The sequence below is a fragment of the Terrabacter sp. AAH1 genome, from assembly GCF_054456855.1.
The window spans coordinates 157,880-182,426 of the sequence record NZ_JBTJJV010000002.1 but is presented as its reverse complement, the minus strand read 5'-3'; the positions used below and the strand labels follow the sequence as shown (position 1 = coordinate 182,426).

Below are 24,547 nucleotides of genomic sequence, written 5' to 3'. Positions count from 1 at the left end.
ATCCCCGATGCGGCCCCGACCGCCGTGGGAGCACGCTGCTGGGCGAGCCAGGAGGTCTCGATGTCCCTCTCCCACACAGAGTCCGCAGTCCTACCCCTTGATGCCGAACGGACACCACCCCAGTACGCGTTGCGGCAGATCCTGGGGGTGTGGGCGGCGGCGGCGCTGCCCATGGCGGCGCTGGCCTGGCTGGTGGCTCCCGCCCTGGCCGGGAGGCTGGACGGACCGGCCGCGTGGCCGCAGGCGCTCATCGCCTGCCTCACGGCCGGGCTCGTCTGGCAGGGGGTGCTCGTGCTCGTGCTCGTCCGACGCGAGACGGGCACGCTCCGCCGGCGAGCGGTCGCGGACGCCCTGTGGCTGCGACGACCTCACAGCCCGCGTACGGGCCGGGTCGGCGGGCGCGTCTGGTGGGTGCTCGTGCCCGCGGTGCTCGTGGTCGGGCTCGAGCAGGTGCTGCCCAAGATCCATGCCCCGGCCGGGCGCGACCTCGGCGAGTTCCTCCGGTCGACCACGGGGCACGAGTTCCTCTCGGGCAACTGGCCGTGGTTCGTGGTGGTGGTCGTCATGGCGCTCTTCAACACCGTGCTGGGCGAGGAGCTGCTCTTCCGCGGCCTGCTGCTGCCGCGCATGCGTGGCGTCTTCGGCCGCGGCGACTGGCTCGCGAACGGGGTGCTCTTCGCCATCTACCACCTGCACCTGCCGTGGGTGATCCCGACGGCGCTGCTCGACTCCGTCGCGCTGGCGCTGCCGTCCCGCCGCTACCGCAGCGCGTGGCTCGGGATCATCGTGCACAGCGTCCAGTCGGTCCTCATCGTCGGGGCGACGTTGGCGCTCGTGCTGCGCTGAGACAACCGAGTCGGGTGCCACGGGCCCAGCGCTGTCCACGTTTCGGTATCTTGCTCGCCGTCGGGCCGTGCGGCCCGGGCCCGGCAGCCGGGCACGGTCCGAAGAGAGCAGCAGCGTGGACGACGGCCCCGTTCTCCCCGTCACGCCGAGTCAGGTGGGTGCCTTCGGCCTCTTCGTCGCGGGGGTGGTCGTCCTCGTGTTCGGCCTGTATGCCGTCGGGTCGGGGCGCCTCTACAGCGGGGACACGTGGCCCGACTTCCTGACGATGTTCGCCGCGTCGGCCCTCGTCACCCGTGCCTTCGTCGTCGCCGCGGCGCGCGGCGGAGACGGCGAGTGGTCATGGCAGCGGCTCAGGCCTCGCGCCTTCGCCGGGTGCGCCCTCGCTCTCGTCCTGCTCGTCGTCCTTTCGGTCGTCGTCCCCGTCGAGACCGGCGTCTGGCCGGTCGGGGACTCGGCCCACGGCTTCTCGATGTTCCTCTTCGCGGAGTCGGTCGTCGTAGCGGTGGCGTGCGCCGTCAAGGCGCCGGGACGTGAAGGGGTGACGCCCCTGAGCCGGCATCTCGCAGCGGACGCCCGGTACCGGCCGGGCGTCCGCATCGCCCTTCGCCGCTGGCGGCTGCTCTCGCGCGACTCCCACGTCGAGGTCGACGCGACCGGGGTGACGCTCGTGGTGCCTCGGGTCTTCGGCGGCCGCCGCGCCTGGTTCGTCCCGATGGGCTCGGTCGGCGTGCTGCTCGAGCCGGCCCTCGCCGAGGGTGGGTGGGAAGACGGGGAGGAGTGGGTGACGCGCGACGGGTTCCGCACGCCGTACCTCAGCACGACCTCACCCTGGGCCGACCCCAACCTCGTCCTTCTCTTCACGGTGCCGCAGCCGATCCCGCCTGTCCGGTGGACGGCTGCACGCGGCCTCGACATCTCCCCGTTCGCGACCCGGAGGGCGGAAGGCTTCTTGGTCGACGGCGTCGAGCTGCGCGCCGTGGACCCCGGCGCAGCCCGCGAGGCGCTACTGGCCCATGGCGCCCACGGCATCGCCGATGCCCACGCGTTCGTCGAGCGACACCGTGACGTCGTGCGCGACCCCGACGAGGTGCGCGCCACGGTGGCACGAACCCGCCGCACGGCAGTCCTCTTCGGGCTCGCGGGCGGCGCGGGCATGATCTCCTCCGTCGCGTACCTCGCCACCGGCGACAACCGCTTCTGGCTCTCTTCGTTCGTGGTGCTGGGTCTGGGCTTCGTCCTCGAGTGGGTGTCGCGACACCGCGGACGCTGAGCAGGTCGCCCCCCGACGAGGTCGCTCATTGGAGGGGGAAGGGCGACTGCGCCCACGAGGGATGGTCGTCGACGCTGATGCGGTCGACCCACTTGACCCACCAGAAGCCGCGGCGGCCGGGCGCGACGAGACGCACCGGCCCGCCGTGCCCGGGCGAGAGCGGCACGCCGCCGGCGTGGGTGGCGAGGATCAGGCCTGCCGCATCCTCGGTGGGCAGGCGCCGGGTGTAGCCGGTCACCGAGTGCACGACGACCGATCCCCCGGCGAGGGGGCCGAGCAGCACGTCGAGCGGCACTCCGCGCCACGTCTGCTCGGACCACCAGCCGCCGGTGCAGTCGAGCACGGCCGCCCGTGTCGTCGTCGCCGCCGTCAGCAGCTCGGCGTGGGACACCTGCCGCTCGGGCCGGCCGGTTCGCTCGATGCGCAGCACGTAGGCCGCGGGGTCGAGCACGGGCACGTCGTCGGTGAACCACTGCGTGACCGGCATCGCAGACGGGTCGCCGGATCCCATCTCGTACGAGCCCGTCTCGCGGCGGCGCGCACCCGGCAGCCCGGCCACCGACGTCAGCGACGACAGGGCGGCGTACGCCAGTGCGGCCGTTCCGCCGAGAGCCAACGTTCTCAGCGCTGTCCGCCGCGAGAGGTCACCCCTGCGGACGCGTTGGGGTCGACGCAGGACGTGCGCCACCGCGAGCAGGACCGCGGCCACCGCGGACGCCACGTGCACGGCGAGGGCGCTCACGCCGCCGACCTCGAGGGGTCCGAGGGTCGAGTGGACGACCCCGGCGACGATGCTGAGCGCCAGCAGGAGCGTGAACGTCACGGCGACGGTGTGCGGCCGGCGCCGGCGGAGGCCGCGCCGCACGAGCGCGCTCTTCCACGGCGCCAGCACGAGGATGCCGAGGGCCAGGACACCGTGGAGCACCGCGACCGCTCTCGCGCCGGACGCGGCGCCGACCGCGAACGCCAGCCAGCCGGTCACGAACGCACCCGTCAGCAGCACCAGGAGTGCGAGATTGGTCCGCCGGCCGGGCCGGGACGTTGCGACCATCCACCCAGTGTGGCCGCAACGGCGACGGCAGGGGCCGGTCAGTCGTCCATGGCCTCGATGCCGAGTTCGGCCAGCTCGCCCATGCGGCTGCGGATGTGCGCGACGACCGCGGGTGACGGCGGCTCCCAGCCCGTGATCTCCTCGACGACCCGCAGCGCCTCGGTGGTGCGGTAGGACCGGGTGGGGTTGCCGGGGAAGCGCTTGTCGGTGACATTCGGGTCGTCCTCGAGGGTGCCGAGCGGCTCGACCCGGTAGACCCGTGGCGGCCCGTCACCGCGCGCGAGCTCGGCGGCCAGCGGCGCTCCTTCGCGGGTCGCCGTCACGTAGATGTGCTTCGACTGGCGCCTTGAGCCGTAGTTGGACCGCCACCCCGGTGTGAGCAGGTCGCCCGGGCGAACGTCGGCCCTCGTGCCGTGGAAGAACGGCCCGGGGTCGTCGACGACGCGCTTGGCCGGCGGCGGATCGCGGAGCAGGCTGTCGAGCCGTGCCATGAGGACCGCCACGCGGGTGCGTCCCTCGGGCGCGCGTGGGTAGCGCGAGAGGACGTCGAGCACGACCGGGTCGGCGCGCGTGGCAGCCGCCGTGACGACGTACTCGGCGACGACGGGGTCGTCGCCGCGGGCGAGCTCGGCCGCCCGTGCGGCGTGCGCGGCCGCGCCGAGGATGTGGCGGACCTGGGTCGCCTTGGCCAGGGGGTGCAGGTATGCCGCGGCGGCCGCGTCGCCGGCGGCGCTCGCCGCGTGCCGGGCGGGCTCCGAGGCAGCCTCCTTCGCGGCGCGGTGCGCGTCGGTGGCGGCGGTGCGCTGGAGGTTCGAACGCGCAGCCCCGTCGGCGAACGCTCGCGCCGCCCGGAGCGCGGCCTCGGGCCGCGGGTCGTCGGGCTCGTCGCGCTGGAAGAGCACGAGCACCGGCTCGGCGCACGCGACGGCATACGCGGCGACGGCCCGCAGCTCGTCCATCGACAGCTCGAGGTCGGCGGTGCTCGTCTGCATCATCCCAATCTGGCACAGTTCGTCCCGCCGCTCCCCGGAACTGCGTCTCGCGGGAGCCGGCAGTTTTCGTGGTTCTAGCACCAACGTCCCATTGCGTCTGGTATGGGCCCGCCGGAACGCTGGGTATGTCCTTGGGGCGGGAGGGCACCCGGTTCGTTTCTCGAGGAGAGTCATGAAGAAGTTCGCGGCCATCGGAATGTCCACCATCGCAGCAGTCGTGCTCGGCGCCGGCCTCGCCTCGGCCAGTGGGGGCGGCGGCACGTCGTCCGGGACGTGGCCCACGTCCATGCCGCTGCCGACCAGCCCGGGCCGGATCGTCTCGCAGAGCTCGACGACGGCCACCGTGCGTTCGACCGACCCCGTCGCCACCGTCCAGGGCAAGCTCGACAGCCTGTATGCCGCCAAGGGCTGCACCCGCAAGCTCGCCGTGAACCGCCCGCGTGACTACCTCTGCCGCAACGCGGCCACGGGCAAGACCGACGAGGTCTACTTCACCTTCGCCGCGCTCGACCCGACGGCGACCGACCCGTCGCGCTCTCAGACGAACGCCTTCTACGTCAAGGGCTGAAGGCCGGCGTGAACTGAGCCCACGGCGGGTGGGGTGCGTCGGTGACCGGGCACCCGACGGGGCCCGTCTTCGTCGAGTGCCCAGTTCCCGACGCGCCTCTCGGCTCGCCGCGGCTGAGAAAGTCGGTCCCGGCTGCATCCAGAACCGGCACGAAGGCGGAAGAAGGGGGCAGTGGGTGCACCGGGCACCCACCCACCGAAGGGATGACACATGAAGCGCCTCCTCGCTGCAGGTTCCATCGCCGCTCTCGCCTCGCTCGGCCTCGCCGCAAGCGCCCAGGCAGCATCCGCTGACGCCGCGTGCTTCGGACAGGTGCACAAGACCGTCAACAGCGGTGTCCTCGGCGTCGACAACGTCGGCCAGCTCGTCAAGTCCGCCGGTGGCGGCCAGGCCAAGAACGCCCTCGCCCGGACGTTCTGCTAGCCCGACCCTCCAGCGTCACGACGTCGGCGGCGGCCGGGACCTCGTGGTCCGGGCCGCCGCCCGCTGCTGTCAGGGGGCCGGTTGCCGGACCCTCTGAGCGGGCGCGGAGCGCGGTCGCTCAGAGGGTCGTCGTGCCCGACGTGCGCGTTCGCCGCTGGGGCGTGCCTCGACGCGGGCCAGCGGCCAAGCGGTCGTGTGTGGCTCGTCGTCGACCTGTCCGGCGCGGCTCGCGAAGATTCTCGGACGACAATGTCGAAGAGCTGCCGAGCGGTTCGACGCAGTGGTGACAGGCAGCAACCAGCAGCAACCAGAAGGAGATGCAGATGCCGCGTTTCATGGGCTTCGTGAGGATGGAAGAGGGCATCGGAGCGCCCCCGCAGTCGCTCTTCGACGCGATGGACGTCCACATCGGCGAGCGTGCCGCCAAGGGCGTGTTCCTCGACGGCGGGGGCCTCTACGGCACGGAGAATGCCGTGAACTTCGTCGTCGACAACGGCACGGTGACTCGAGTCGACGGGCCGTACGCGGAGAGCAAGGAGATCGTCGGCGGCTGGGCGATCATGGAGTACGGCTCGCTCGAGGAGGCCGTCGCCGACCAACGTGAGTTCGCCGAGCTGCACGCGAAGCACTGGCCGGAGGTCAAGGTCGTCGCGACGCTGCGCCAGATCTCCGACGGGCCGGACGCACCCGGCGAGTGAGGTCTCGGTCTGCGCCGGCACCGGGAAGCGGCCGAGCCGGCGCAGACCTCACACCGCGCCGACTCCGACCAGCGACCTCTGCCTGGAGCACGAGGCCCGACCGTCTCGTCGTGTCTCTACGGGCGGAGTAGGTGCTCGCCTCCCGGCAACCCCATGTGAGCGCCGCTCACGACAACTGTGGTGCCGCCGTCTTCGTCGAGGCCCGGACGGAAGTGGATCGTGCCGTCGGGGTCGACGCCGGCGATCTCGGCCGAGGCCCAGTCGAGCCGGCGGCCGGCCACCTCGAGCCCGAGCGGCAGGATGTGACCCGAGCGGGCCGGCACGAGCAGCGTCGACCCGGCGGAGATCGGGGTGCTGTCCAGGGCGACCGTCACCGTAGCCGGTGCGCCCGAGGTGTTGATGACGTGCAGGGCACGCTGCCCGTCGTCGGTGCTCGTCGTCGTCGCGAACACGCCGGGCCACTGCGTCTCGAGCCGCAGGCCCGGGCTGACGCCGAGGCTCGAGAGGGCCCGGTCGAAGAGCACGTCGTCCGACGGCACCTGCGCGGCGAGCACGATCGCCCGGCCCTCGCCGAGCGGCACGTCGACCCCGCAGACCGCGCCGTAGACGTCGGTCAGCACGACGTCGCCACGCTCGTGCGTGAGGTGCTGCACCCACCCGGCGCGCATCTCGGGCCACGGCTCGGCCCAGCCGTGCGCGACGAGCGACGGGTAGTAGTGGCCGGTGTCGCGAACGACCTCGCCGGGCGTGATGCCGAGCGCCTCGGCGAGGAGGGTGCACGGCGTGCCGTCGAGGTCGCGGTCGGGCACCTTGCCGAGCAGCACGACGTTGCCGCCGGACGAGAGGTGCCCGACCAGGCGCTCCTGCACGACCCGCGAGAGGTGGCGGCCGGTCCCGACGAGCACCGTCGATCCGAGTACGGGGTCCCTCCGCTCGAGATGCACTGCGCCGTAACGGAACCCACCGAGCAGGAGCGAGCGGGCGAGAGCCTTGCGTTCACCCGCGCCCCGGTGGGACGTGAGGTCGTCGACGACCTCGGTCATCGTCTCCGAGCCCGGGTGGTGGTACTCGGTCATGTACGCGTCGAGCACGAGTCCCAGCGACACGTCGTCGTGGTCCTCGTCCATCCGCGCCAGCCACGGCTCGTTCGCCTTGACGGCCCGCACGGTGCGCGCCGTCGCCTCGTACGCGTAGCCGCGCTGGCCTTCGGGGCCGACGGGCGCTGCCGTGCCGTGCCGCTCACCGGTAAAGGAGATGCGGTCGTTGCCGTCGTCGACCTGCTCGTCGAGCGGCGGGTTGATGCCGCCGGCGAAGAGGTAGTAGTTGACGAGCCGGTTGCCCTGGGCGAGGCAGAGGCGTGTCTTGAGGTCGGCCGTCGACGGGTCGTACTGCATCTCCGCGCCCGCGCCGTAGTCGCCCGAGCCGGCCTCGAACTCGAGGGAGGTCAGCGGCTGGTCCCCGTCGTGCACGGCCGCCATGTAGGCGTTGATGACGTAGAGGTCGGTCATCGTGTTGAGGGTGGCCTCGCCGAGGTAGTGGTCCGACCCCGACACCATGCCCGGGATGCCGGAGTAGGTGTCGACGAGCTGGCTGATGCCGATCGGGAACGGTGCGCCGTTGCCACCCTCCGTGCCGTGGATGTTGACGAAGAACGGCACCCCGCCGACGCCGCGCTCCTCGCACATCCGCCGCAGCGTCGCGACGTAGTCGCCGAACCGCCGCCGCATGAACAGGCCCAGGTCGAGGCGCAGCGCCCCGGCCCACTCCTCCTTGGGGGAGCGCACGGCGTGCGCCCAGCCGTCGTCACCCGGCGCGACGGCATACGGGAGCGTGTCGCCGTGCCGCTCGCGCACGAACTCGCCGAACGCCTCGACGAGCCCGTCGGTGAGGTCGGGCGAGTTCGTCACCCAGGCGAGCATGCCCACCTCGTTGTCGAGCTGCACGCCGATGATCGGGCCGCCGGCGGGCTGCAGGCGCGGCGCCAGCACCGGCATGATCGCGTCGAACCAGCGCCCGCTCTCGCCGAGGAACGCGGGGGCCAGGTAGTCGATCGTGCGCGAGGTCACCGGGGTGCCGTCCCACCCGACCGGGACGACCTCCGGGTGGTCGCGGTAGATGCGGAACGGGATGCCCTCGTTCTTCAGCTCGGCCATGATGAACGGCCCCGGTCGCGCGATGAAGCGCAGGCCCTTCTCGGCCGCGAGGTCGATGAACGCGCCGATGTCGCGCCCGGGTCGCGTCTCGCCCGTGACGTCGATCGTGCCGTCGGGCAGCTCGTGGAAGATCCAGGGGATGTAGGACGCGACGGTGTCGCAGCCGGCCTCGACGAGCAGGTCGAGGCGCTGGCCCCACTCGGCACGGGCGACGCGGAAGTAGTGCACCTCCCCCGCCATGACGACGACGGGCTCGCCGTCGATGCGGATCTGGCGCTGGACGGTCTCGATCATGAGGAGGCCTTCGGGGAGGTGATGGTGACGGAGACGGGCTGGAGGCGGGCCGCGTCGGGCCCGGTGAGCAGGACGATCTCGCCCTCGTCGACGCGCGTCGTGAGGTCGCGGCCTGCGTAGGCGAATCGCGAGGCCTGCACGTCGAAGGTGACCTCGCGTGCCTGGCCGGGCTCGAGGTCGACGAGCGCCCAGTCGGTCAGCTCGACGAGCGGGCGCGTCACCTGGGCGACGGGGTCGCGGAAGTAGAGCTGGACGACCTCGCGGCAGGGCCGCTCGCCCGTGTTGGTCACGGTGACGGCGAGGGTCACGGAGCTGTCGGCCGTCATCGTCGACGACGAGAGGGCGGGCATGCCGTAGTCGACGCTCGTGTAGGACAGGCCGAAGCCGAAGGGCAGCCGCGGGTAGGTGAGGGCGTCGATGTAGCGGCCCTCCCGGTGGTCGACGTCGGCGCGGATGAGCCGCCCCGTCGGCCGCTGGTGCGTGCTCGTCGGGATGTGGCCCGTCGAGAGCGGGAAGGTCATCGGCAGGCGGCCGTGCGGCTCGACGTCGCCGAGCAGCACGTCGACGAGGGCCGACCCCGCCTCGGTGCCGGGGTGCCACACGACGAGCACCGCGTCGGCGAGGTCGAGCAGCTCGGTGAGGTCGAGCGGCCGGCCGGTGTAGACGACGGCGACGAGCGGCTTGCCGAACGCGGCGACCGCGCGGACGAGCTCGAGCTGGCCGGGCGGCAGGCCGATGTCGACGACGGACTGGGCCTCGCCGGAACGGGACCGGTGCTCGCCGAGGAGCAGCACCGACGTGTCGGCGGCCCGCGCCTGCATCAGGGTGACGTCGGGGAAGCGGCCGTCGGCCACGGTGACCCGGTCGCCGAGGCGCTCGCGGAGGGCGGCCTCGGGCGTGACGACCTCCTCGCCGCGGCCGTCGAGGACCCACGTGCCGAGCAGCGCGTCGCCGTCGTCGACGAACGGCCCCGAGAGCAGCACCTTCCCGGCCCCGTCGCCGAGTGGCAGGACGCCGTCGTTCTTGACGAGCACGTGCGCGGCCTGCGCTGCGCGGCGGGCGATGGCCCGGGTCTCGGGCGTGGGCGCGTTCGACGCACCGGGCCGGGCGGCATACGGGCGCTCGAAGAGCCCGAGGCGGAACTTGAGCCGCAGCACGCGGCGCACCGCGTCGTCGACGAGCGCGAGGTCGACCTCGCCGGACTCGACGAGCTCCTCGAGGTGCTCGAGGTAGGCGCCGCTCACCATGTCGAGGTCGACGCCCGCGTGGATCGCGAGGGCCGCGGCCTCCCGCTTGTCGGCCGCGACACCCTGGAAGACGATCTGGCCGATGCCGTTCCAGTCGGCGACGACGACGCCGTCGAAGCCCCACTCGTCCTTGAGCACGCCGCGGACCAGGTGCTCGTGGGCGTGCATCGGGATGCCGTCGACGTCGTTGAAGGCGGCCATGACGGTGAGGACGCCGGCGTCGACGGCAGCCTTGAACGGGCGCAGGTGCAGGTTGCGCAGGGTGTTCTCGCCGACGCTGACCGTGTCGTAGTCACGGCCGCCGGCAGCGAGGCCGTAGCCGGCGAAGTGCTTGGCGCACGCGGCGATCCGGTCGGCGCTGCTCGGGTCGTCGCCCTGGAAGCCGCGGACGATCGAGGCGGCCAGTCGGCCCGAGAGGACCGGTGTCTCCCCGAGAGACTCGGCGACCCGGCCCCACCGCGGCTCCTCCGAGAGGTCGACCATCGGCGTGAAGGTCCACGCGACACCGTCGACGGCGGCCTCGCGGGCCGCGATCTCGCCGATCTGCTCGGCCGTGTCGGGGTCGAAGGACGCGGCGATGCCGAGCGGGATCGGTGCCACGGTGCGGTGACCGTGGATGACGTCGCGGCCGAAGAGCAGCGGGATGCCGAGGCGGCTGCCCTCGACGGCGTGGCGCTGGGCGGCGTCGATGTTGCCGACGAGCACGCCCTCGTCGCGCTCGTTGCCGGCGGTGGCGCCCGACGCGTAGAGGCTCGAGCTGATCCGGCCCGCCGCGATCTCGGCGGCGTCGTCGTCGGGGTGGATGTTGGCGACCTGGTGGGTCTGACCGACCTTCTCGGCGAGCGTCATCTGCGCCATGAGCAGGTCGACGCGCTCCTCGACGGGCAGCGTGGGATCGAGCCACGGCCGCTCCTGGGGGCGCGGCGTGGCGGTGCGGTCGGTCATGTCAGTGGGTCTCCACGGAGATCTCGAGAGTGGTCGGCTGGTGGGTGCGGGTGTCGGTGGGCGTCTCGGTGGGCATCTCGGTGGGCTCGCCGAGCAGGTCGGCGAGCCGGACGGCCACCCCGGCGCGGCGGTACGGGTTGCTGAGCGGGCGCAGGTCGAGCTCACGGCCTCCGACGGTGACACGCCGCACGCCGTGCCCCTCGGGCCCGAGCACGTAGCGGACCGCAAGATCGCGCCCGGCGACGGGCAGGTGTGCGGCGAGCTCTCGCCTGCCGTCGTCACCACCGGGCGGCAGCACCGGGTCGATCTCGACGTCGTCGCCGCGCTGCCGGATGCCGAGCAGCACCTCGGTGACGAGCCGCAGCACGAGCCCGGGGCCCGACGAGTAGACGCGCCAGCCGCCCTCGAGGGGCACGTCGCCGGCCATGAGGGCGGCATACCGCTCCGAGGCGTCGTAGCGGTCGGTGAACGCACCGTCGGAGGAGGAGTAGTAGCAGGTCGTCTGGCGCGGGCGAGCCTGCGGGACGAGCGACTCCAGGCCGACCGGGCTCGCCTTGGCCAGCGCCGTGAGCAGCGCGTCGCCGTCACCGACGCGGGCCAGGGCCTCGGCGTAGCGCAGGTGCGCGTGCATGTACATGAGGCCGATCTCGCGGCCCCAGAAGGTGCTCGCCTCAGCGCGCTGGAACACCGTCATCGGGCCGCCGACGTAGCTGACCGGGCGGTCGAAGAGGCGCGCGCCGTCGGGGCCGAGCAGGTGCTCCTCGATGAGGTCGAGGTGGTGGCGGGCCTGTTCGGGCGTGAGCAGGTCGGCGCCGATGGCGTGGATCCACGGCAGCACGCCGTAGCGCAGGCCGGTGCGCTCGTCGGTGGGGTGCACGAGCGGCTCGAGCCGCCCGTCGTCGTGGTGCAGCAGGTAGCCGGGGAGCACCGGGTCGGAGGCGAGCTGGTTGAGCAGGGCGTCGTGGGTGCGCTCGGCGAGCTCGTCCGCGTCGGCCGCGAGGGCCACCGAACCGCCGGTCGCGCCGACAGCGTGAAGGCCCTCGGCGAGGGTGCGCAGCGCCTGGGTCTGGAGCACGGCGGTCCACGTCGACACGAGGTTCGCCGCGAGGTGCGGGTCGGCGGGCTGGAGCGAGTCGTTCCAGTCGCCGTGCCCGTATGCCGGCAGCGGGCTCCCGGGGACGGTGCACTCCGCGATGCGCGCGACCGCACGTCGCAGGTGCTCCGCCACCGGAGCGGCCGGCTCGAGCGCGTCGTCGCCGACGAACGCGACGGGCTCGTCGAGCAGGGAGGCGTCGCCCGTGGTGCGCAGGTAGTCGCCGGCCGCGAGGACGGGCCAGAAGACGACGTCGCCGTGCGAGTCCTGCTGGCCCGACTCGGGCAGCGGCGGCAGGAACTCGAAGGCCTGCGGCCAGTCGCCGCGGGCGTTCTGCGCGCGGAAGACCCGCAGCAGCACGTCGCGCACCGACTCCTGGCGACCGAGGGCGGTCAGCAGGCCGACCGGACCCTGGCACACGTCGCGCGTGCCCCAGGCGCCGCCCGAGAACTGCTCGAGCCCTCGGGGCGAGAGGTAGTGGACGAAGGCGTTGTGGGTGAACCAGGGCAGCGCCGCTGACAGGTGCGCGGCCCGGGTGTCGTCGTCGCCGAGGCCGGTGCCGTCGAGCGAGACGGCGTGGCCGGCGCGGTCCCAGAACGCTTGCCCGAGCTGCTCGCCCGCGGGGGTGATCTCGCCCTCGGGCGCCTCACCGGCCTCGGGGGCAGACTCGACCGTGACCTGCACGTGGGGGGCGGGGTCGAAGAGCACGGTGACCCAGCCCCGGCCACGAGCCTCGCCGTCGGACTGCAGGCGGGCGTCACCGATCTCGGCGTCGCCGGCGCCGGTCCACGACACCCGCCACGGACGGGGGTCGCCGGCCGTCGTGACGTCGAGGTGCTCGCTCGACACGTCGACCGCCGGGGCGTCCGACAGGTCGTCGGCGACCTGCACGGCCAGGAGCACGCGGCGCGGTGCCGCGCCGTCCTGCCCCACCGTGAGCGTGAGGGCGTGCTGGTGGGTCGGTGCGCTCGAGGTCACGGTGACGAGCGGGCCCGACGTGGCGGCGTACCACCACGTGCAGTGGTCGAGCCCGGTGAACCACGCGCTCGGGGTCTCGAGGAGCGACCAGGCGCCCTCGGCGTCCTCCACGAAGAGTCGTATGCCGTGCGCGCGCTGGAGGCCGAGGTAGGTGCGGCGGCCCGTCACGACGGCGTTGCGACCGACGTGCCCACGCGTCACCTGGGAGTGGAAGGTGCCGGACATCCAGACCGTCGAGGCGAGCGATCGCGAGTCAGGGGTGAAGGCGTCGCCGGTGCGGAGCAGGTGGCCGTGCGGGCGGAGCACGGCGAGCTCCTTGGCGGGTAGGACGAGCTGGCCACCGCGCACGGTCCAGGCGAGCTCGGTGCCGTCGTCGGCGGTCTCGACGTGCTGTCGATCCGTGAGCAGGCCTGCGGCGTGGAGCTGCTCACGACTCAGAGGCTGGGACGCGAAGGATGGGCTCGTCGACCAGAGCGTGGCCGGGACCGAGGCGCCGTCGCCGTCCCGGCCGTGGGCGCCGTCGCCCGCCGGCGCCCACGGGGTCTGGGTGGCCGCGACCGCGATCTCGGCCCAGCGCGCATCGTCGTCGGAGGTCGCCTCGGGGTGGTCGTCGAGGGCGACGCCCCAGAAGCCGGTGTGGTGCGAGTCGGCCGGTGCGATCGTGGCGGGGGCGTCCTGCAGCGCGATGAGCGAGTGCTCGTGCTGCAGGCGGGTGCTCGGCAGGTCTGCCGCGTCGAGACCGGACCAGACGACACCGCGCTCGGTGCGCGTGACGAGCTGGAGGGCGTCGGTCGCCCAGCCGGTGCCGGTGCCCGTCGTGCCGACCATCAGCCACGGCACGCGCTCGCCCGGCATGTTCTGCCGCACCGCGACGGCGGTGCCGTGACCCGCGGTGGCGACCGGCGTGATGTCGAGGTACTGGCTGACGTAGTACTCGTTGATGCGCACGTTGCCCAGGGGTGCGAGAGCAGGGTCGTGGGTGAGCACGACGTCGGCCGTGACCGGCTCGCCGGTCGTGTTCGTCAACTCGACCTGCCAGTGCCACGTGGCCGGCGCCGTCGCGTCGGTGCCGAGCCGGAAGACGAGCCGGTAGCGCAGGCCCTCGTGCCGCCCGGTGACGACGACGCCGTCGTCCGTGGGCGTGACGACGGAGCCGCTGCCGGGGCCCAGGAGGGGCTTCTGGGCGATGCCGTCCGGACGGTGCACCCGCAGGTGCACGTTGGCGAGACCCGCCTCGGCGACGGTGGCCGGGTGCCGCAGCAGGCTCGTGCCGAAGGCCTCGAGCCGGCGCAGGGCACCGTTGTCGAGGATCTCGGCGAAGAGGCCCGCAGGTCCCGTCACGGTGTGGACCCGGGGGCTGGTCAGGACAGCGTTGTCGTCAAGCACCATTCATTCCTACCAGCGGCCTTCTTTGGAGGACAGGCTGAATCCCCTTGAAAACAAATGAAAGTCAGACCACGCACGACGAACCCCATGAAAGTAGTTACATGCCTCCAGAGCGTTGACAGCAGTGATCAGAGCGCCCCTAACCTGACGGAAATCCGCCCCTCACGAACCCATGACGAACGACTGACGGAGCTCTGCAATGACGCTGACTCGCACGAAACCCACACTGATGGTGACCGGTCTGACCGCCGCTGCCCTGGCCCTGACCGGGTGCGCCGGCAGCGCGAAGCAGAAGGAGAGCGAGGGCGCGGCCAGCAGCGGTGGCGGCGGCATGATCGCCCAGCTGACCTTCCCGTCCGACGCGGACGCGACCGTCGGCGGCCTGGTCAACTACAACCCCAACTCGCCCAAGCCGCTCACCTCGAACTGGCTCTACGAGCCGCTCATCGTGCGCAACAACCTCACGTGCGAGGAGACGCCCTGGCTCGCGACGAAGTCGACGTGGGAGGGCGCCACGAAGCTCACCCTCGACATCCGTGACGGCGTCAAGTGGAGCGACGGCAAGCCCTTCACCGCCAAGGACGTCGCCTTCACGTTCAACCTCGGCAAGCAGTACCCGGCCATCGACAAGGCCGGCGTCTGGAACGACACCTTCGGCGCACCCGCGAAGTCGGTGACCGCCGAGGGCAACAAGGTCGTCTTCGAGTTCACCGGCAACGCCGCCCCGAAGTACGACGGCATCATCTCCACCAAGATCCTCCCCGAGCACTACTACGGGACCGTCGGCGACCCGTCGAAGTACGTCGACAAGAGCCCGGTCTTCACCGGCCCGTTCAAGGTCGGCAGCTACAACGGCCGACGCCTCGTGCTCGAGCGCCGCCCGGACTACTGGCAGGCCGACAAGATCAAGGTTCAGAAGCTCGTCCTCGAGGGCACCTACGACGCCTCGCAGGCGGCGCTCAAGCTGCGCTCGGGCCAGCTCGACGCGTACTGGGGCGAGATCCCCAACCCGCAGAAGACGTTCGTCGACGCCGACCCGAAGAACAACCACTTCTACTACGCCCCGAACGGCTCGACCGTGCTGACGGGCAACGACCAGAAGGCGCCGTTCAACGACGAGAAGTTCCGCGAGGCCATCAGCTACGCGATGGACAAGCAGGCCATGTCGACGAAGGCGACCTACGGCATCATGAAGCCGTCGAGCCAGACCGGCCTCAAGCTGCCGTCGATGGACAACCTCCTCCCGGAGAAGTACGCCGGCAAGGACACCGTCATCCCGTTCGACGTCGCGAAGGCGAACCAGCTGCTCGACGCGGCGGGCTACAAGAAGGGCCCCGACGGCAAGCGCACCAACCCCGACGGCTCGCCGCTCGCCGTGAACTTCTCGGTCCAGGCCGGGTTCATCGACTACCAGGCCATTGCCGACGTCGTCGCCCAGGGCATGAACGCCGCGGGCGTCAACACCAAGGTCACCGCGTCCGCACCCGACTCGGTGGACGGGCAGAAGAAGAGCGGCGACTTCCAGCTCATGCTCGAGTACCTGCACGGCGGGTGCGAGCTGGCGAAGAACATCGGCGCCAAGCTCTCGAGCAAGCAGTTCCCCAAGCCCGCGGAGGTGCTGCCGAACGTCGGCCGCTTCAGCGACCCGGCCGTCGACGAGTCGGTCAAGAACCTGTCGGAGTCGACGGACGAGGCCAACCAGAAGAAGTACCTCGGTGAGCTCGTCGAGACGATGATGACGAAGTTCCCGGTGACCCCGCTCATCTACGCCCCGGCGCGCATCATCTACCGCACCGACAAGGCGGTCGGCTGGCCGAGCGAGGAGAACCCGTACGCCAACCCGTCGGACGACCGGCTCCTCGTCATGACGCGGCTCAGCGCGCCCAACTGATCCGGACCCCGCACACCCGTCGGGGTGGGCTCGCGTGAACCCGCGTGAGGCCACCCCGACGGGGCGCGGCGTGACACGAAGGTGAGGTTGGCATGAAGTACTTCGCACGGAAGTTCGGCTTCTTCGTCGCGACCCTCTGGGCCGTGGTGACCCTGAACTTCCTCATCCCCCGTCTCCAGCCGGGCGACCCGGCCGAGATCATCGTCAAGAAGCTGGCGGGCAAGGACGCCGCGCTCGACCCGGCGCAGGTGCGCGCGATGCGCGCCATGCTCGGGGCGCCCGACGGGTCGCTGCTCCAGCAGTACGCGACGTACCTCGGCGAGCTGGTCCGCGGCAACTTCGGCCTGTCCTACAGCTACTACCCCTTCAAGGTGACCGAGGTGATCGGGCAGGCCTTCTGGTGGACGGTCGTCCTCGTGACGGTCACCCAGGTGCTGTCGTTCGCGGTCGGAATCGTGCTCGGGGCGTATGCCGCGTGGCGTCGCAACTCGCGCTTCGACTCCGTCGTGACCCTGGGATCGACCTTCCTCGGCACGCTCCAGCCGTTCTGGATCGCCCTGCTGCTGCTCTACGTGTTCGGCTACACGCTCGGCTGGTTCCCGACGTCGGGCGGCTACGAGGAGTCCACTCCCGGCTTCAACTTCGCGTTCATCCAAGAGGCCGTGTCGCACTCGTTCCTGCCGGCGCTGGCGCTGCTCATCGTGACGCCCATCGGCTGGATCCTCGGCATGCGCAACACGATGATCATGAACCTCGGCGAGGACTACATCCGGCTCGCAAAGGCCAAGGGCCTGCCCGACCGGGTCGTCGCGCTCAAGTACGCAGCACGAAACGCCCTGCTGCCCAGCGTGACCGGCTTCGCGCTCGCCCTGGGCGGCGTGCTCGGCGGCGCGATCCTCGTCGAGCAGGCGTTCGACTACCCGGGCCTGGGGCGGCTCATGGGCGAGGCCGTCGAGAACAAGGACTACCCGCTGCTGCAGACCCTCATGCTGCTCACGACCGTCGGGGTGCTCATCGCGAACCTCGTCGCCGACCTGCTCTACGGAGTGCTCGACCCGCGTGCGAGGAGGGCGGAGTCATGACCACCACACCGCTGAACGACGTGATGGCAGAGGGTGACCCGGCCCAGACGTCCAACGTCGAGCAGGTGCCCGACGTCGAGCGTCCCGACCGCTGGTGGCAGGTGGTGTGGAGCAGCAGGAAGGCGCGCATCGGCATCGTCATCGTCGCCGCCTACGTGCTCGTCGCCGTCTTCGCGCCGCTCATCGCACCGCACGACCCGCTCGACTCCTCGTTCACGCCGCTGGCCGGCGCGAGCGGCGAGAACTGGCTCGGCACGACCACCGACGGTCGCGACATCGCCTCACAGCTCATCTACGGATCACGGATCTCGTTGCTGGTCGGCCTCTTCGGCGGGCTGCTCGCCACGATGATCGCCCTCGTCATCGGCATGATCTCGGGCTACGCCGAGGGCACCATCGTCGACGACATCCTCTCGTTCATCACGAACGTCGCGCTCGTCATCCCGACGCTGCCGCTCATCATCACGCTCGTGGCGTACTCCGAGGTGCGTGGCGTCTGGCTCATCGTCGGCGTCATCGCGATCACCTCGTGGGCGGGCGGCGCCAGGGCGAAGCGCGCGCAGATCATCACGCTGCGCAACCGCGACTTCGTGACGGCGGCGAAGTTCTCGGGCGAGGGCACGATGCGCATCGTCTTCCGCGAGATCATGCCCAACATGAGCTCGCTCGTCGCGGCGGCCTTCGTCGGCTCGGCCACGGGGGCGATCGGCGCCGAGGCCGGCCTCGCCGTGCTCGGCCTCGGTGACTCGCAGAGCGTGTCGTGGGGCACGATGCTCTACCAGGCCAACGCCCAGGGCGCGATCACGCAGGGACTGTGGCTGTGGGTCTTCGTGCCCGGCCTCGTCCTCGCCATCCTCATGACCGGCATGGCCTTCATCAACTTCGGTGTCGACCTGCTGAGCAACCCGCACCTCAGGGAGGACGCATGAGCCTGCTCGACGTGAAGAACCTCTCGGTCCGCTACGAACCGAAGGCCCACCGGCCGCTCGACGCCGTCCAGGACGTCAGCTTCTCCATCGAGCCGGGCGAGTTCGTCGGACTCATCGGCGAGTCCGGCTCGGGCAAGACGACGCTCGGCACGGCGCTGCTGCGGCTGCTCCAGCGGCCCGGCCGCATCAGCGGCGGCAGCATCACCTTCGACGGCACCGACATCACGGACCTGTCGGAGGACGAGCTGCGCGACCTGCGCTGGCGCGACATCTCGACGGTGTTCCAGAGCAGCATGAACGCCCTCAATCCCGTCACGCGGGTCGAGGCGCAGTTCCGCGACGTCATCGAACAGCACTCGAACCTGCGCGGGCACAAGGTCACCGAACGCATCAAGCAGCTCTTCGACATGGTGATCATCGACCACAAGTTCATCTCCGCGTTCCCGCACGAGCTGTCGGGCGGCATGCGCCAGCGCGTCAACCTCGCGCTCGCCCTGGCCCTCGAGCCGAAGTTCATCCTGCTCGACGAGCCGACGACGGGTCTCGACGTGGTCGTGCAGCACTCGATCCTCGAGAACGTGCGCCGGCTGCAGGCCGAGCAGGGCTTCGCCGTGCTCTTCATCAGCCACGACATCGGCACCGTGCTCGACCTGTCCGACCGCATCCTCGTGATGTACGCCGGTCGCATCGTCGAGGAGCAGCCGGCCGGTGCGCTCCTGGCCCAGCCCCTCCACCCGTACTCCAAGGGGCTGCTCGGCTCGTACGGTGACCCGCGCGCCGAGACCGTGCGGATCACCTACGTGCCCGGTCGACCTCCGGACCTCAGCCTGCCGATCGTGGGCTGCAGCTTCGCGCCGCGCTGCCCCGAACGGGTCGCCCGGTGCGCCGAGGTCGACCCACCGATCGTGCCGCTCGGCGCCGGACGGGCCGCCTGCATCGTCGCCGAGGCCCAGCAGCGTGAAGGAGGGTCGGGCGAGCACGGCGAGCCCAGGCGCACCTTCGAGGGGCCGCAGTTCGTCAAGACGGCAGAGGAGTCGACCCAGGCCCTGCGCGGCGACGTCGTGCTCTCCGTGGAGAACGTGTCGAAGGTCTTCACCCGACGTCGCGGGCTCGCGGTCCAGCGCACCGAGGCGGTCACCGACGCGAGCTTCGTGCTGCGCAAGGGCGAGGTGACGGCCCTCGTCGGCCAGAGCGGCAGCGGCAAGTCGACGCTGGCGCGGATGATCACCGGCGTCGACAGCCCGACGAGCGGGCGCATCGTCTTCCACGGCCCGAAGGGCGACCAGGAGGTGTCGGGGTTCCGGGGCCGCTCGCTGCGCGACTACCGCAGCGACGTGCAGATGGTCTTCCAGGACCCCTACAGCTCGATCAACCCGGCGAAGCGCATCGGCTACATCCTCGCCAGGCCGCTCGCGAACTACCACGGGCTGCGCGGCGACGCCTTGCGCGAGCGGGTCAAGGAGCTGCTCGAGACGGTCGCGCTCACCCCGAGCGAGCGGTTCGTCAACCGCTACGGCTACGAGCTGTCGGGCGGCCAGCGCCAGCGCGTCGTCATCGCCAAGGCGCTCGCCGTCGAGCCGGAGATCATCGTCGCCGACGAGCCGATCTCGAGCCTCGACGTCTCGATCCGCGCCGAGATCCTCGAGCTGCTCAACGACCTCGTGCAGAGCAAGGACGTCGGCATCCTCTACATCACGCACGACCTGCTGAGCGCGCGCATGCTCGCCGACGAGGTCATCGTGCTCAACAACGGCAAGGTCGTCGAGCAGGGCCAGACCCTCAAGGTCATCCGCGACCCGAGCGACGCCTACACCCGCAAGCTCATCGATGCGATCCCCAACCCGTTCTGAGGCGCCCCCACCGACGGCGCGTCGCGGTGGACCGGCAGGGAGCGCCGGCCCACCGCGACGTGGCCACCCGCGTGACGGCGCCTGCGCTCGCCGGCCCGGCCCGGCGGCATACGGCCCCGGTGCCCGAGCGGCGCGTCGCAGGGCGCGCGTGGCCACGGTGCGAGACTCTCGACGCCCGGGTTGTGGAGCGTCGTGGCGGCGTGCACAGTTGACCCCGAGCGAGGGAGCGTGGGTGTCGACGGAGCACGATGACCGCCCGGTCACCATCTACACGGTGGCCGAGCGCGCCGGTGTGTCCATCGCCACCGTTTCGCGGGTGCTCAGCGGCTCCACGCCGGCCTCGGCGAAGACGCGCCAGCGGGTGCTCCGGGCCGTCGAGGACCTCGAGTACGTGCCGCTGCGGGCCGGCCGGCCCGTCGACGTGCCCACCCACGAGACGCACGGGCTCGTGCTGCCCGGGCTGGCGGGGCCGTACTACTCGGAGCTGCTGTCGGGCTTCGAGTCGACGGCGGCGCGCGACGGGCAGTCCGTGGTCGTCGTCGTGTGCGACGCGTCCAAGGACGCCGAGGCGTCGGTGCGCAAGATCCTCGGTCGCATCGACGGCATCGTCGTCGCCAACGACACCATCAGCGAGTCGCTGATCCGCCAGATCGTCAAGACCACCCCGACCGTGCTCGTCGCTCGTGAGGCCGTCGAGGGCTGCGACTCGGTGCAGGTCGAGAACTTCATCAGCTCGGCCGAGCTGACCCGCCACCTGCTCGACCACGGGCGCACCCGCCTCGTCTTCGTCGGCGACCCCGACGACTCGCACGACATCTCGGAGCGCTACCGCGGCTTCCAGCACGCCCTGGCGCGCAAGCGCGGGGTGGAGGCCGTCGACCCGATCCGGGTGAGGTACGAGGAGGCGTCGGGCAAGAGCGTCGTCGAGCAGCTGCTCGCGGCCGAGGCGTCAGGTGCCACGTTCGACGGGCTCGTCTGCGCCAACGACGAGCTCGCCCTCGCGACGATGGTGATGCTCGCGCGTGAGGGTCGCCGCGTGCCCGACGACGTGGCCGTGGTCGGCTTCGACGACATCATGACGTCGCGCTACCTGGCCCCCGGCCTCACCACCGTGCAGCAGCCGATGCGCGAGCTGGGGCGGTGGGCGGCGATCCGGCTGCACGAGCGCATCGGCGGCCGCAGGTTCGACGTGCAGCCACAGGTGCTGCCCACCCGGCTCGTCGTGCGTGGCTCGTGCGGCTGCGACTGGGACCCCACGTCCGTCGCCGGAGCCTGACCCCCGCCTTCTCCATCGAGTGCTCAGTTCCCGACGCCGGAAAGTGAGCACTCGACGGGAGGGAGCGCTCACATTCCGGTCGAGTGCTCAGTTTCCGACGTCCCCGAACCCCCGAGGAATCTCTGTGCCCGACCTTGACCTGTTGCGCCGCTGGGCCGCCGACACGTGGCACTCGTTCGAGGCGATGACCGACCCCGACTCGGGCCTGCCGACCGACTCGATCGCAGGATCGCTCGACCCCGGCACCCGCAGCGGCTACACCTCACCGACGAACGTCGGCGGCCTGCTGTGGTGCACCGTCGGCGCCCGCGACCTCGGCCTGGTCGCCGCCGACGTATGCCGTGAGGGCCTCGGCCGCACGCTCGCCACCCTCGCGCGGATGGAGGTCCACGACGAGAGCGGCATGTTCTACAACTGGTACGACGACCGCACCGGAGCCCTCCTGCACCGGATGCCCGACGGCGGCACGATCAAGCCCTTCCTGTCGAGCGTCGACAACGGCTGGCTCGCCGCCGGCCTAATGGTCGCCGCGGCCGCCGAGCCGGAAGTGGCCGCCGAAGCCCGGGCAGTGCTCCACCGGATGGACTTCGCGGTCTTCCACGACGCGGCCGCAGGTGGGGAGGGCCCCGGCGGCCGCCTGAGCGGCGGGTTCTGGGACGTCAACCCCGGCGAGCAGACGCGGCACGCATCGTTCGTCGAGGGCAGGGCGCCGGTCTTCCACACCCGCCACAACTACGACCTGCTCGACTCCGAGCCGCGCATCGCCAGCTACGTCGGCATCGCGCACGGGCAGCTGCCCCCCGAGCACTACGCCTCGCTCGACACCCCCGTCCGTCACTATCGGGGGCGCGACGTCGTGCCGACCTTCGGTGGGTCGATGTTCGAGGCGCTGATGCCGGCGATCTTCGTCCCCGAGGCGGTGTGGGCGCCCGACACGTGGGGCGTCAACGAGGCGCGCACCGTGGCGCTCCAACGGGAGTACGCGATGGACGAGAAGGGCTACGGCTACTGGGGATTCAGTCCCTCGGCGTGCCCCGGTGAGGGCTACTCCGTCTTCGGGGTGCCCCCGATCGCGTGGGAGGCCGACGGCTACCCGAGCGAGCGCGACGGCGAGGTCGTCGTGACGCCGCACGCCTCGGCGATGGCCCTCATGGTCGAGCCCGACGCGGCGGCCGACAACCTGGCGCGCATCGAGGACGAGCTCGGCGCGTACGGCCCCGGCGGCTTCGTCGACAGCGTCGACACGCGTACGGGACGCCACGCCGGTCGCCACCTCTCCCTCGACCAGTCGATGGTGCTCGGGGCGCTCGCCAACGTGCTCGCCGACGACTGCGTGCGTCGCTGGTTCTGCACCCCGGAGGTCGAGGCGGTGCTGCGTCCCGTCGTCGCCGGCCGCCGTATGCCGCTGGGCTGATCCGGCTTCCGGGCGGTCGTACGCTTGAGGTGGCCGCCCGCGGACGAGAGGTGGTGGCGACGTGTCGCAGTGGTTCGAGGGCTGGTCCGAGGCCGACGTCGTCACGCTGCGGTTCGGGCCCGTGTGGGTGCTGAGCGCGCTCACGGGCCGCACCGTCTTCGACGACGACGAGCGCGGCGCCTTCTGGGACGCCGTCACCGACGCGGCTCTGCGGAGCACCGGCGCCGGTCGCGCCGTGTTCGAGACGGCCGCCTCCGAGCGACGCTGGCTCTTCGACGAGTTCGCCCTCGACGGTCGGCCGGTCGTGTCGGGGTTGCTGGCCGTCACCCGCCTGCTCGAGCGCCTCTCGGCCGAGGCCCGCGACGACGTGCGGCTCGGCATCGTGCGCGTCGGGGCAGCCGTGGCGCTCGCCCGCGGACCCTTCGGCCGGCGCATGACGACCGAGGACGAGCAGACCCTCGTCCTCGTCGACGAGCTGCTGCGCACGTCGAAGGAGACGGCCGAGGACAACCCCATGAACTCCCCCGCCGCCATCTGACCGCCCCCTCCCGGATCGAGAGAACGCTTCGTCACGGTCGCGGGCGAACCACGCCTTCTCTCGATCGGGAGCCGGGGAGGGTCTGCGCGGGCGAACGTGCAGGAACCGGGCATACGATCGCACGGTGGGCGCGGTCGAGAAGACTGGCTGGACGTCCGCCGTCATGACCGGTCGCCCGCGTCGTCGGGCAGGAAGGACGCAGGGGAACCATGTCTGACCAGAACCTCGACCCCACGATCCGCCAGGCTCTCGGATCGTCCCTGACCCGTCGGTCGCTCTTCGCGCTCGGCGGAGCCGCTGCCGTGACGGGCGCGCTCGCCGCGTGCGGCAGCAACACCGGCCGCGAGCCCGCGGCGACGGGCGGCGGCGCGACCGGAGGCGGCGGCAGCGGCGTCACGCTCAACCAGTGGTACCACCAGTACGGCGAGGCCGGCACGCAGCAGGCCGTCGAGAAGTACGCCGCGGCCTACAAGGACGCGACCGTCAAGGTCAGCTGGAAGCCCGGCGACTACGACCAGTCGACCGCCGCCTCGCTGCTGACCGACGCCGGGCCCGACGTCTTCGAGTACGGCAACGGCCCGACGATCGACATGATCAAGGGCAAGCAGGTCGTCGACCTCACCGACCTCCTGGGAGACGCCAAGGACGACTTCAACCCGAGCATCCTCAAGCGGATGACCTACGAGGGCAAGACGTACGCCATCCCGCAGGTCGTCGACATGCAGCTGCTCGTCTACCGCAAGTCGATGCTCGACAAAGCCGGTGTCACCCCGCCCCAGACCATCGACGAGCTCATCGCCGCCGCGAAGAAGCTGACCCAGGGCAACGTCAAGGGCCTCTTCCTCGGCAACGACGGCGGCGCCGGCCTCATGGGCGGGCCCATGCTGTGGTCGGCCGGCCTCGACTACCTCGCCGAGGACAACACGTTCGGCTTCGACGACCCCCGCGCCGGTCAGGCTCTGGGCAAGCTGCGCGAGATGTGGGACGCCAAGGTGCTCCTGCTCGGCGCACCCAAGGACTGGTTCGACGCGTCGGCCCTCACGGCCGGCCTCACCGCGATGCAGTTCACCGGCCTGTGGACCTTCCCCGACATCAAGAAGGGCCTCGGCGACGACTTCGGCGTCATGGCGTGGCCCGCCCTCGACGGCTCGGGCAAGGCGTCGGTGCCGGTCGGCGCCTACGGCTCGTGCGTCAGCGCGAAGAGCAAGGACGTCGAGGCCGCCAAGAAGTTCGTCAAGTACCTCTGGGTCGACCAGACCCAGGACCAGCTCGACTTCGCCACCGCCTACGGCTTCCACATCCCCGCTCGCACGAGCCTCATCGGCCAGGCCACGACCCTCAAGGACGGCCAGGCCGCCGAGGCCGCCAAGCTCGCCACCGACGTCGGCCACGCGCAGAGCCCGATCCTGTGGACGCCCAAGTGCAACACCGCCTTCGGCGACGCGATGAACCGCATCGTCAAGGAGGGCGCCGACCCGATGGGCGAGATCGCGAAGGTCAAGGCCGTCGCCGAGCCCGAGCTCAAGCGGGTGCTCGCCTGACGGCCGAGGCCGGCCGCCCGGCATACGACCGGGCGCCGTCGGAGCGCGAGCCGGGGCGCCTCAGCGCGCCCCGGCCCTCGCT

The 24,547-nt window shown here is 71.5% G+C and carries 18 protein-coding genes; 13 read left to right on the top strand and 5 right to left on the bottom strand.

Going from position 1 to position 24,547, the window contains the following annotated elements:
* The first annotated feature begins 60 nt into the window (after nucleotides 1-60).
* A complete protein-coding gene (locus ACXR8F_RS04850; RefSeq protein ID WP_458798981.1) occupies nucleotides 61-846 on the top strand; it encodes a lysostaphin resistance A-like protein in 786 nt (261 codons plus the stop codon).
* A gap of 115 nt (nucleotides 847-961) precedes the next feature.
* A complete protein-coding gene (locus ACXR8F_RS04845) occupies nucleotides 962-2,116 on the top strand; it encodes a hypothetical protein (RefSeq protein ID WP_458798980.1) in 1,155 nt (384 codons plus the stop codon).
* Between the two features lie 25 nt (nucleotides 2,117-2,141).
* On the opposite strand, the gene ACXR8F_RS04840 is transcribed toward ACXR8F_RS04845, so the two are convergent.
* Together ACXR8F_RS04840 and arr are read right to left on the bottom strand one after the other, a co-directional pair.
* Nucleotides 2,142-3,167, bottom strand: coding sequence for a molybdopterin-dependent oxidoreductase (locus ACXR8F_RS04840; protein ID WP_458798979.1), 1,026 nt, complete (start codon nucleotides 3,165-3,167; stop codon nucleotides 2,142-2,144).
* A 38-nt stretch (nucleotides 3,168-3,205) separates the two neighbouring features.
* Nucleotides 3,206-4,159 carry an NAD(+)--rifampin ADP-ribosyltransferase gene (arr, locus tag ACXR8F_RS04835; RefSeq protein WP_458798978.1) on the bottom strand — a complete coding sequence of 318 codons (954 nt, stop codon included), beginning with the start codon at nucleotides 4,157-4,159 and terminating at the stop codon, nucleotides 3,206-3,208.
* A gap of 172 nt (nucleotides 4,160-4,331) precedes the next feature.
* Here arr and ACXR8F_RS04830 point away from each other — a divergent pair, with 172 nt between their 5' ends.
* From ACXR8F_RS04830 to ACXR8F_RS04820, 3 genes are all read left to right on the top strand, one after another.
* Complete coding sequence (locus ACXR8F_RS04830; protein ID WP_045188860.1) at nucleotides 4,332-4,727, top strand: hypothetical protein; 396 nt, start codon at nucleotides 4,332-4,334, stop codon at nucleotides 4,725-4,727.
* Nucleotides 4,728-4,937: 210 nt separating this feature from the next.
* Complete coding sequence (locus ACXR8F_RS04825; RefSeq protein ID WP_045188857.1) at nucleotides 4,938-5,150, top strand: hypothetical protein; 213 nt, start codon at nucleotides 4,938-4,940, stop codon at nucleotides 5,148-5,150.
* Nucleotides 5,151-5,473: 323 nt separating this feature from the next.
* On the top strand, nucleotides 5,474-5,848 hold the full coding sequence (locus ACXR8F_RS04820) for a YciI family protein (RefSeq protein WP_458798977.1): 375 nt from the start codon (nucleotides 5,474-5,476) through the stop codon (nucleotides 5,846-5,848).
* A gap of 116 nt (nucleotides 5,849-5,964) precedes the next feature.
* Here the strand turns inward: ACXR8F_RS04820 and ACXR8F_RS04815 are convergent, their stop codons facing one another.
* Genes ACXR8F_RS04815 through ACXR8F_RS04805 form a run of 3 tightly spaced genes read right to left on the bottom strand, consistent with a single transcriptional unit; the run spans nucleotide 5,965 to nucleotide 13,944 of the window.
* Complete coding sequence (locus ACXR8F_RS04815; RefSeq protein ID WP_458798976.1) at nucleotides 5,965-8,295, bottom strand: beta-galactosidase; 2,331 nt, start codon at nucleotides 8,293-8,295, stop codon at nucleotides 5,965-5,967.
* Nucleotides 8,292-10,487 carry a glycoside hydrolase family 3 N-terminal domain-containing protein gene (locus tag ACXR8F_RS04810; protein WP_458798975.1) on the bottom strand — a complete coding sequence of 732 codons (2,196 nt, stop codon included), beginning with the start codon at nucleotides 10,485-10,487 and terminating at the stop codon, nucleotides 8,292-8,294. Before ACXR8F_RS04810 ends, ACXR8F_RS04815 begins: the two co-directional genes overlap by 4 nt.
* A 1-nt stretch (nucleotide 10,488) precedes the next feature.
* Complete coding sequence (locus tag ACXR8F_RS04805; protein ID WP_458798974.1) at nucleotides 10,489-13,944, bottom strand: GH36-type glycosyl hydrolase domain-containing protein; 3,456 nt, start codon at nucleotides 13,942-13,944, stop codon at nucleotides 10,489-10,491.
* A 232-nt stretch (nucleotides 13,945-14,176) separates the two neighbouring features.
* Between ACXR8F_RS04805 and ACXR8F_RS04800 the strand changes: the two genes are divergently transcribed.
* The 8 genes from ACXR8F_RS04800 to ACXR8F_RS04765 all read left to right on the top strand — a co-directional run bounded on the left by ACXR8F_RS04800 (nucleotide 14,177) and on the right by ACXR8F_RS04765 (nucleotide 24,465).
* Nucleotides 14,177-15,835 carry an ABC transporter substrate-binding protein gene (locus tag ACXR8F_RS04800; protein ID WP_458798973.1) on the top strand — a complete coding sequence of 553 codons (1,659 nt, stop codon included), beginning with the start codon at nucleotides 14,177-14,179 and terminating at the stop codon, nucleotides 15,833-15,835.
* Between the two features lie 92 nt (nucleotides 15,836-15,927).
* The gene (locus ACXR8F_RS04795) at nucleotides 15,928-16,917 is read left to right on the top strand and encodes an ABC transporter permease (protein WP_458798972.1); all 990 of its coding nucleotides are present in this window, start codon (nucleotides 15,928-15,930) and stop codon (nucleotides 16,915-16,917) included.
* Nucleotides 16,914-17,846 (top strand): ABC transporter permease, encoded by a 933-nt coding sequence (locus ACXR8F_RS04790; RefSeq protein WP_458798971.1) that lies wholly within the window; start codon nucleotides 16,914-16,916, stop codon nucleotides 17,844-17,846. The genes ACXR8F_RS04795 and ACXR8F_RS04790 overlap by 4 nt, the downstream gene beginning before the upstream one ends.
* A complete protein-coding gene (locus ACXR8F_RS04785) occupies nucleotides 17,843-19,696 on the top strand; it encodes an ABC transporter ATP-binding protein (RefSeq protein WP_458798970.1) in 1,854 nt (617 codons plus the stop codon). The genes ACXR8F_RS04790 and ACXR8F_RS04785 overlap by 4 nt, the downstream gene beginning before the upstream one ends.
* Nucleotides 19,697-19,928: 232 nt before the next feature.
* Complete coding sequence (locus ACXR8F_RS04780) at nucleotides 19,929-20,972, top strand: LacI family DNA-binding transcriptional regulator (protein ID WP_045188849.1); 1,044 nt, start codon at nucleotides 19,929-19,931, stop codon at nucleotides 20,970-20,972.
* 124 nt (nucleotides 20,973-21,096) lie between these two features.
* Nucleotides 21,097-22,386 (top strand): glucoamylase family protein, encoded by a 1,290-nt coding sequence (locus ACXR8F_RS04775; protein WP_458798969.1) that lies wholly within the window; start codon nucleotides 21,097-21,099, stop codon nucleotides 22,384-22,386.
* Nucleotides 22,387-22,447: 61 nt separating this feature from the next.
* Entirely contained in the window at nucleotides 22,448-22,924 is a 477-nt protein-coding gene (locus ACXR8F_RS04770) for a hypothetical protein (protein WP_045188846.1), read from the top strand.
* Between the two features lie 209 nt (nucleotides 22,925-23,133).
* Nucleotides 23,134-24,465, top strand: a complete 1,332-nt coding sequence (locus ACXR8F_RS04765; protein ID WP_458798968.1) for an ABC transporter substrate-binding protein — start codon at nucleotides 23,134-23,136, stop codon at nucleotides 24,463-24,465.
* The last annotated feature ends 82 nt before the right edge of the window (nucleotides 24,466-24,547 follow it).

Excerpts from the sequence above, each read along its gene's own strand:
- ACXR8F_RS04850 (WP_458798981.1), top strand. The coding sequence starts at position 61 with ATGTCCCTCTCCCACACAGAGTCCGCAGTCCTACCCCTTGATGCCGAA.
- ACXR8F_RS04840 (WP_458798979.1), bottom strand. The coding sequence starts at position 3,167 with ATGGTCGCAACGTCCCGGCCCGGCCGGCGGACCAATCTCGCACTCCTG.
- arr (WP_458798978.1), bottom strand. The coding sequence starts at position 4,159 with ATGCAGACGAGCACCGCCGACCTCGAGCTGTCGATGGACGAGCTGCGG.
- ACXR8F_RS04830 (WP_045188860.1), top strand. The coding sequence starts at position 4,332 with ATGAAGAAGTTCGCGGCCATCGGAATGTCCACCATCGCAGCAGTCGTG.
- ACXR8F_RS04825 (WP_045188857.1), top strand. The coding sequence starts at position 4,938 with ATGAAGCGCCTCCTCGCTGCAGGTTCCATCGCCGCTCTCGCCTCGCTC.
- ACXR8F_RS04820 (WP_458798977.1), top strand. The coding sequence starts at position 5,474 with ATGCCGCGTTTCATGGGCTTCGTGAGGATGGAAGAGGGCATCGGAGCG.
- ACXR8F_RS04815 (WP_458798976.1), bottom strand. The coding sequence starts at position 8,295 with ATGATCGAGACCGTCCAGCGCCAGATCCGCATCGACGGCGAGCCCGTC.
- ACXR8F_RS04810 (WP_458798975.1), bottom strand. The coding sequence starts at position 10,487 with ATGACCGACCGCACCGCCACGCCGCGCCCCCAGGAGCGGCCGTGGCTC.
- ACXR8F_RS04795 (WP_458798972.1), top strand. The coding sequence starts at position 15,928 with ATGAAGTACTTCGCACGGAAGTTCGGCTTCTTCGTCGCGACCCTCTGG.
- ACXR8F_RS04790 (WP_458798971.1), top strand. The coding sequence starts at position 16,914 with ATGACCACCACACCGCTGAACGACGTGATGGCAGAGGGTGACCCGGCC.
- ACXR8F_RS04785 (WP_458798970.1), top strand. The coding sequence starts at position 17,843 with ATGAGCCTGCTCGACGTGAAGAACCTCTCGGTCCGCTACGAACCGAAG.
- ACXR8F_RS04765 (WP_458798968.1), top strand. The coding sequence starts at position 23,134 with ATGTCTGACCAGAACCTCGACCCCACGATCCGCCAGGCTCTCGGATCG.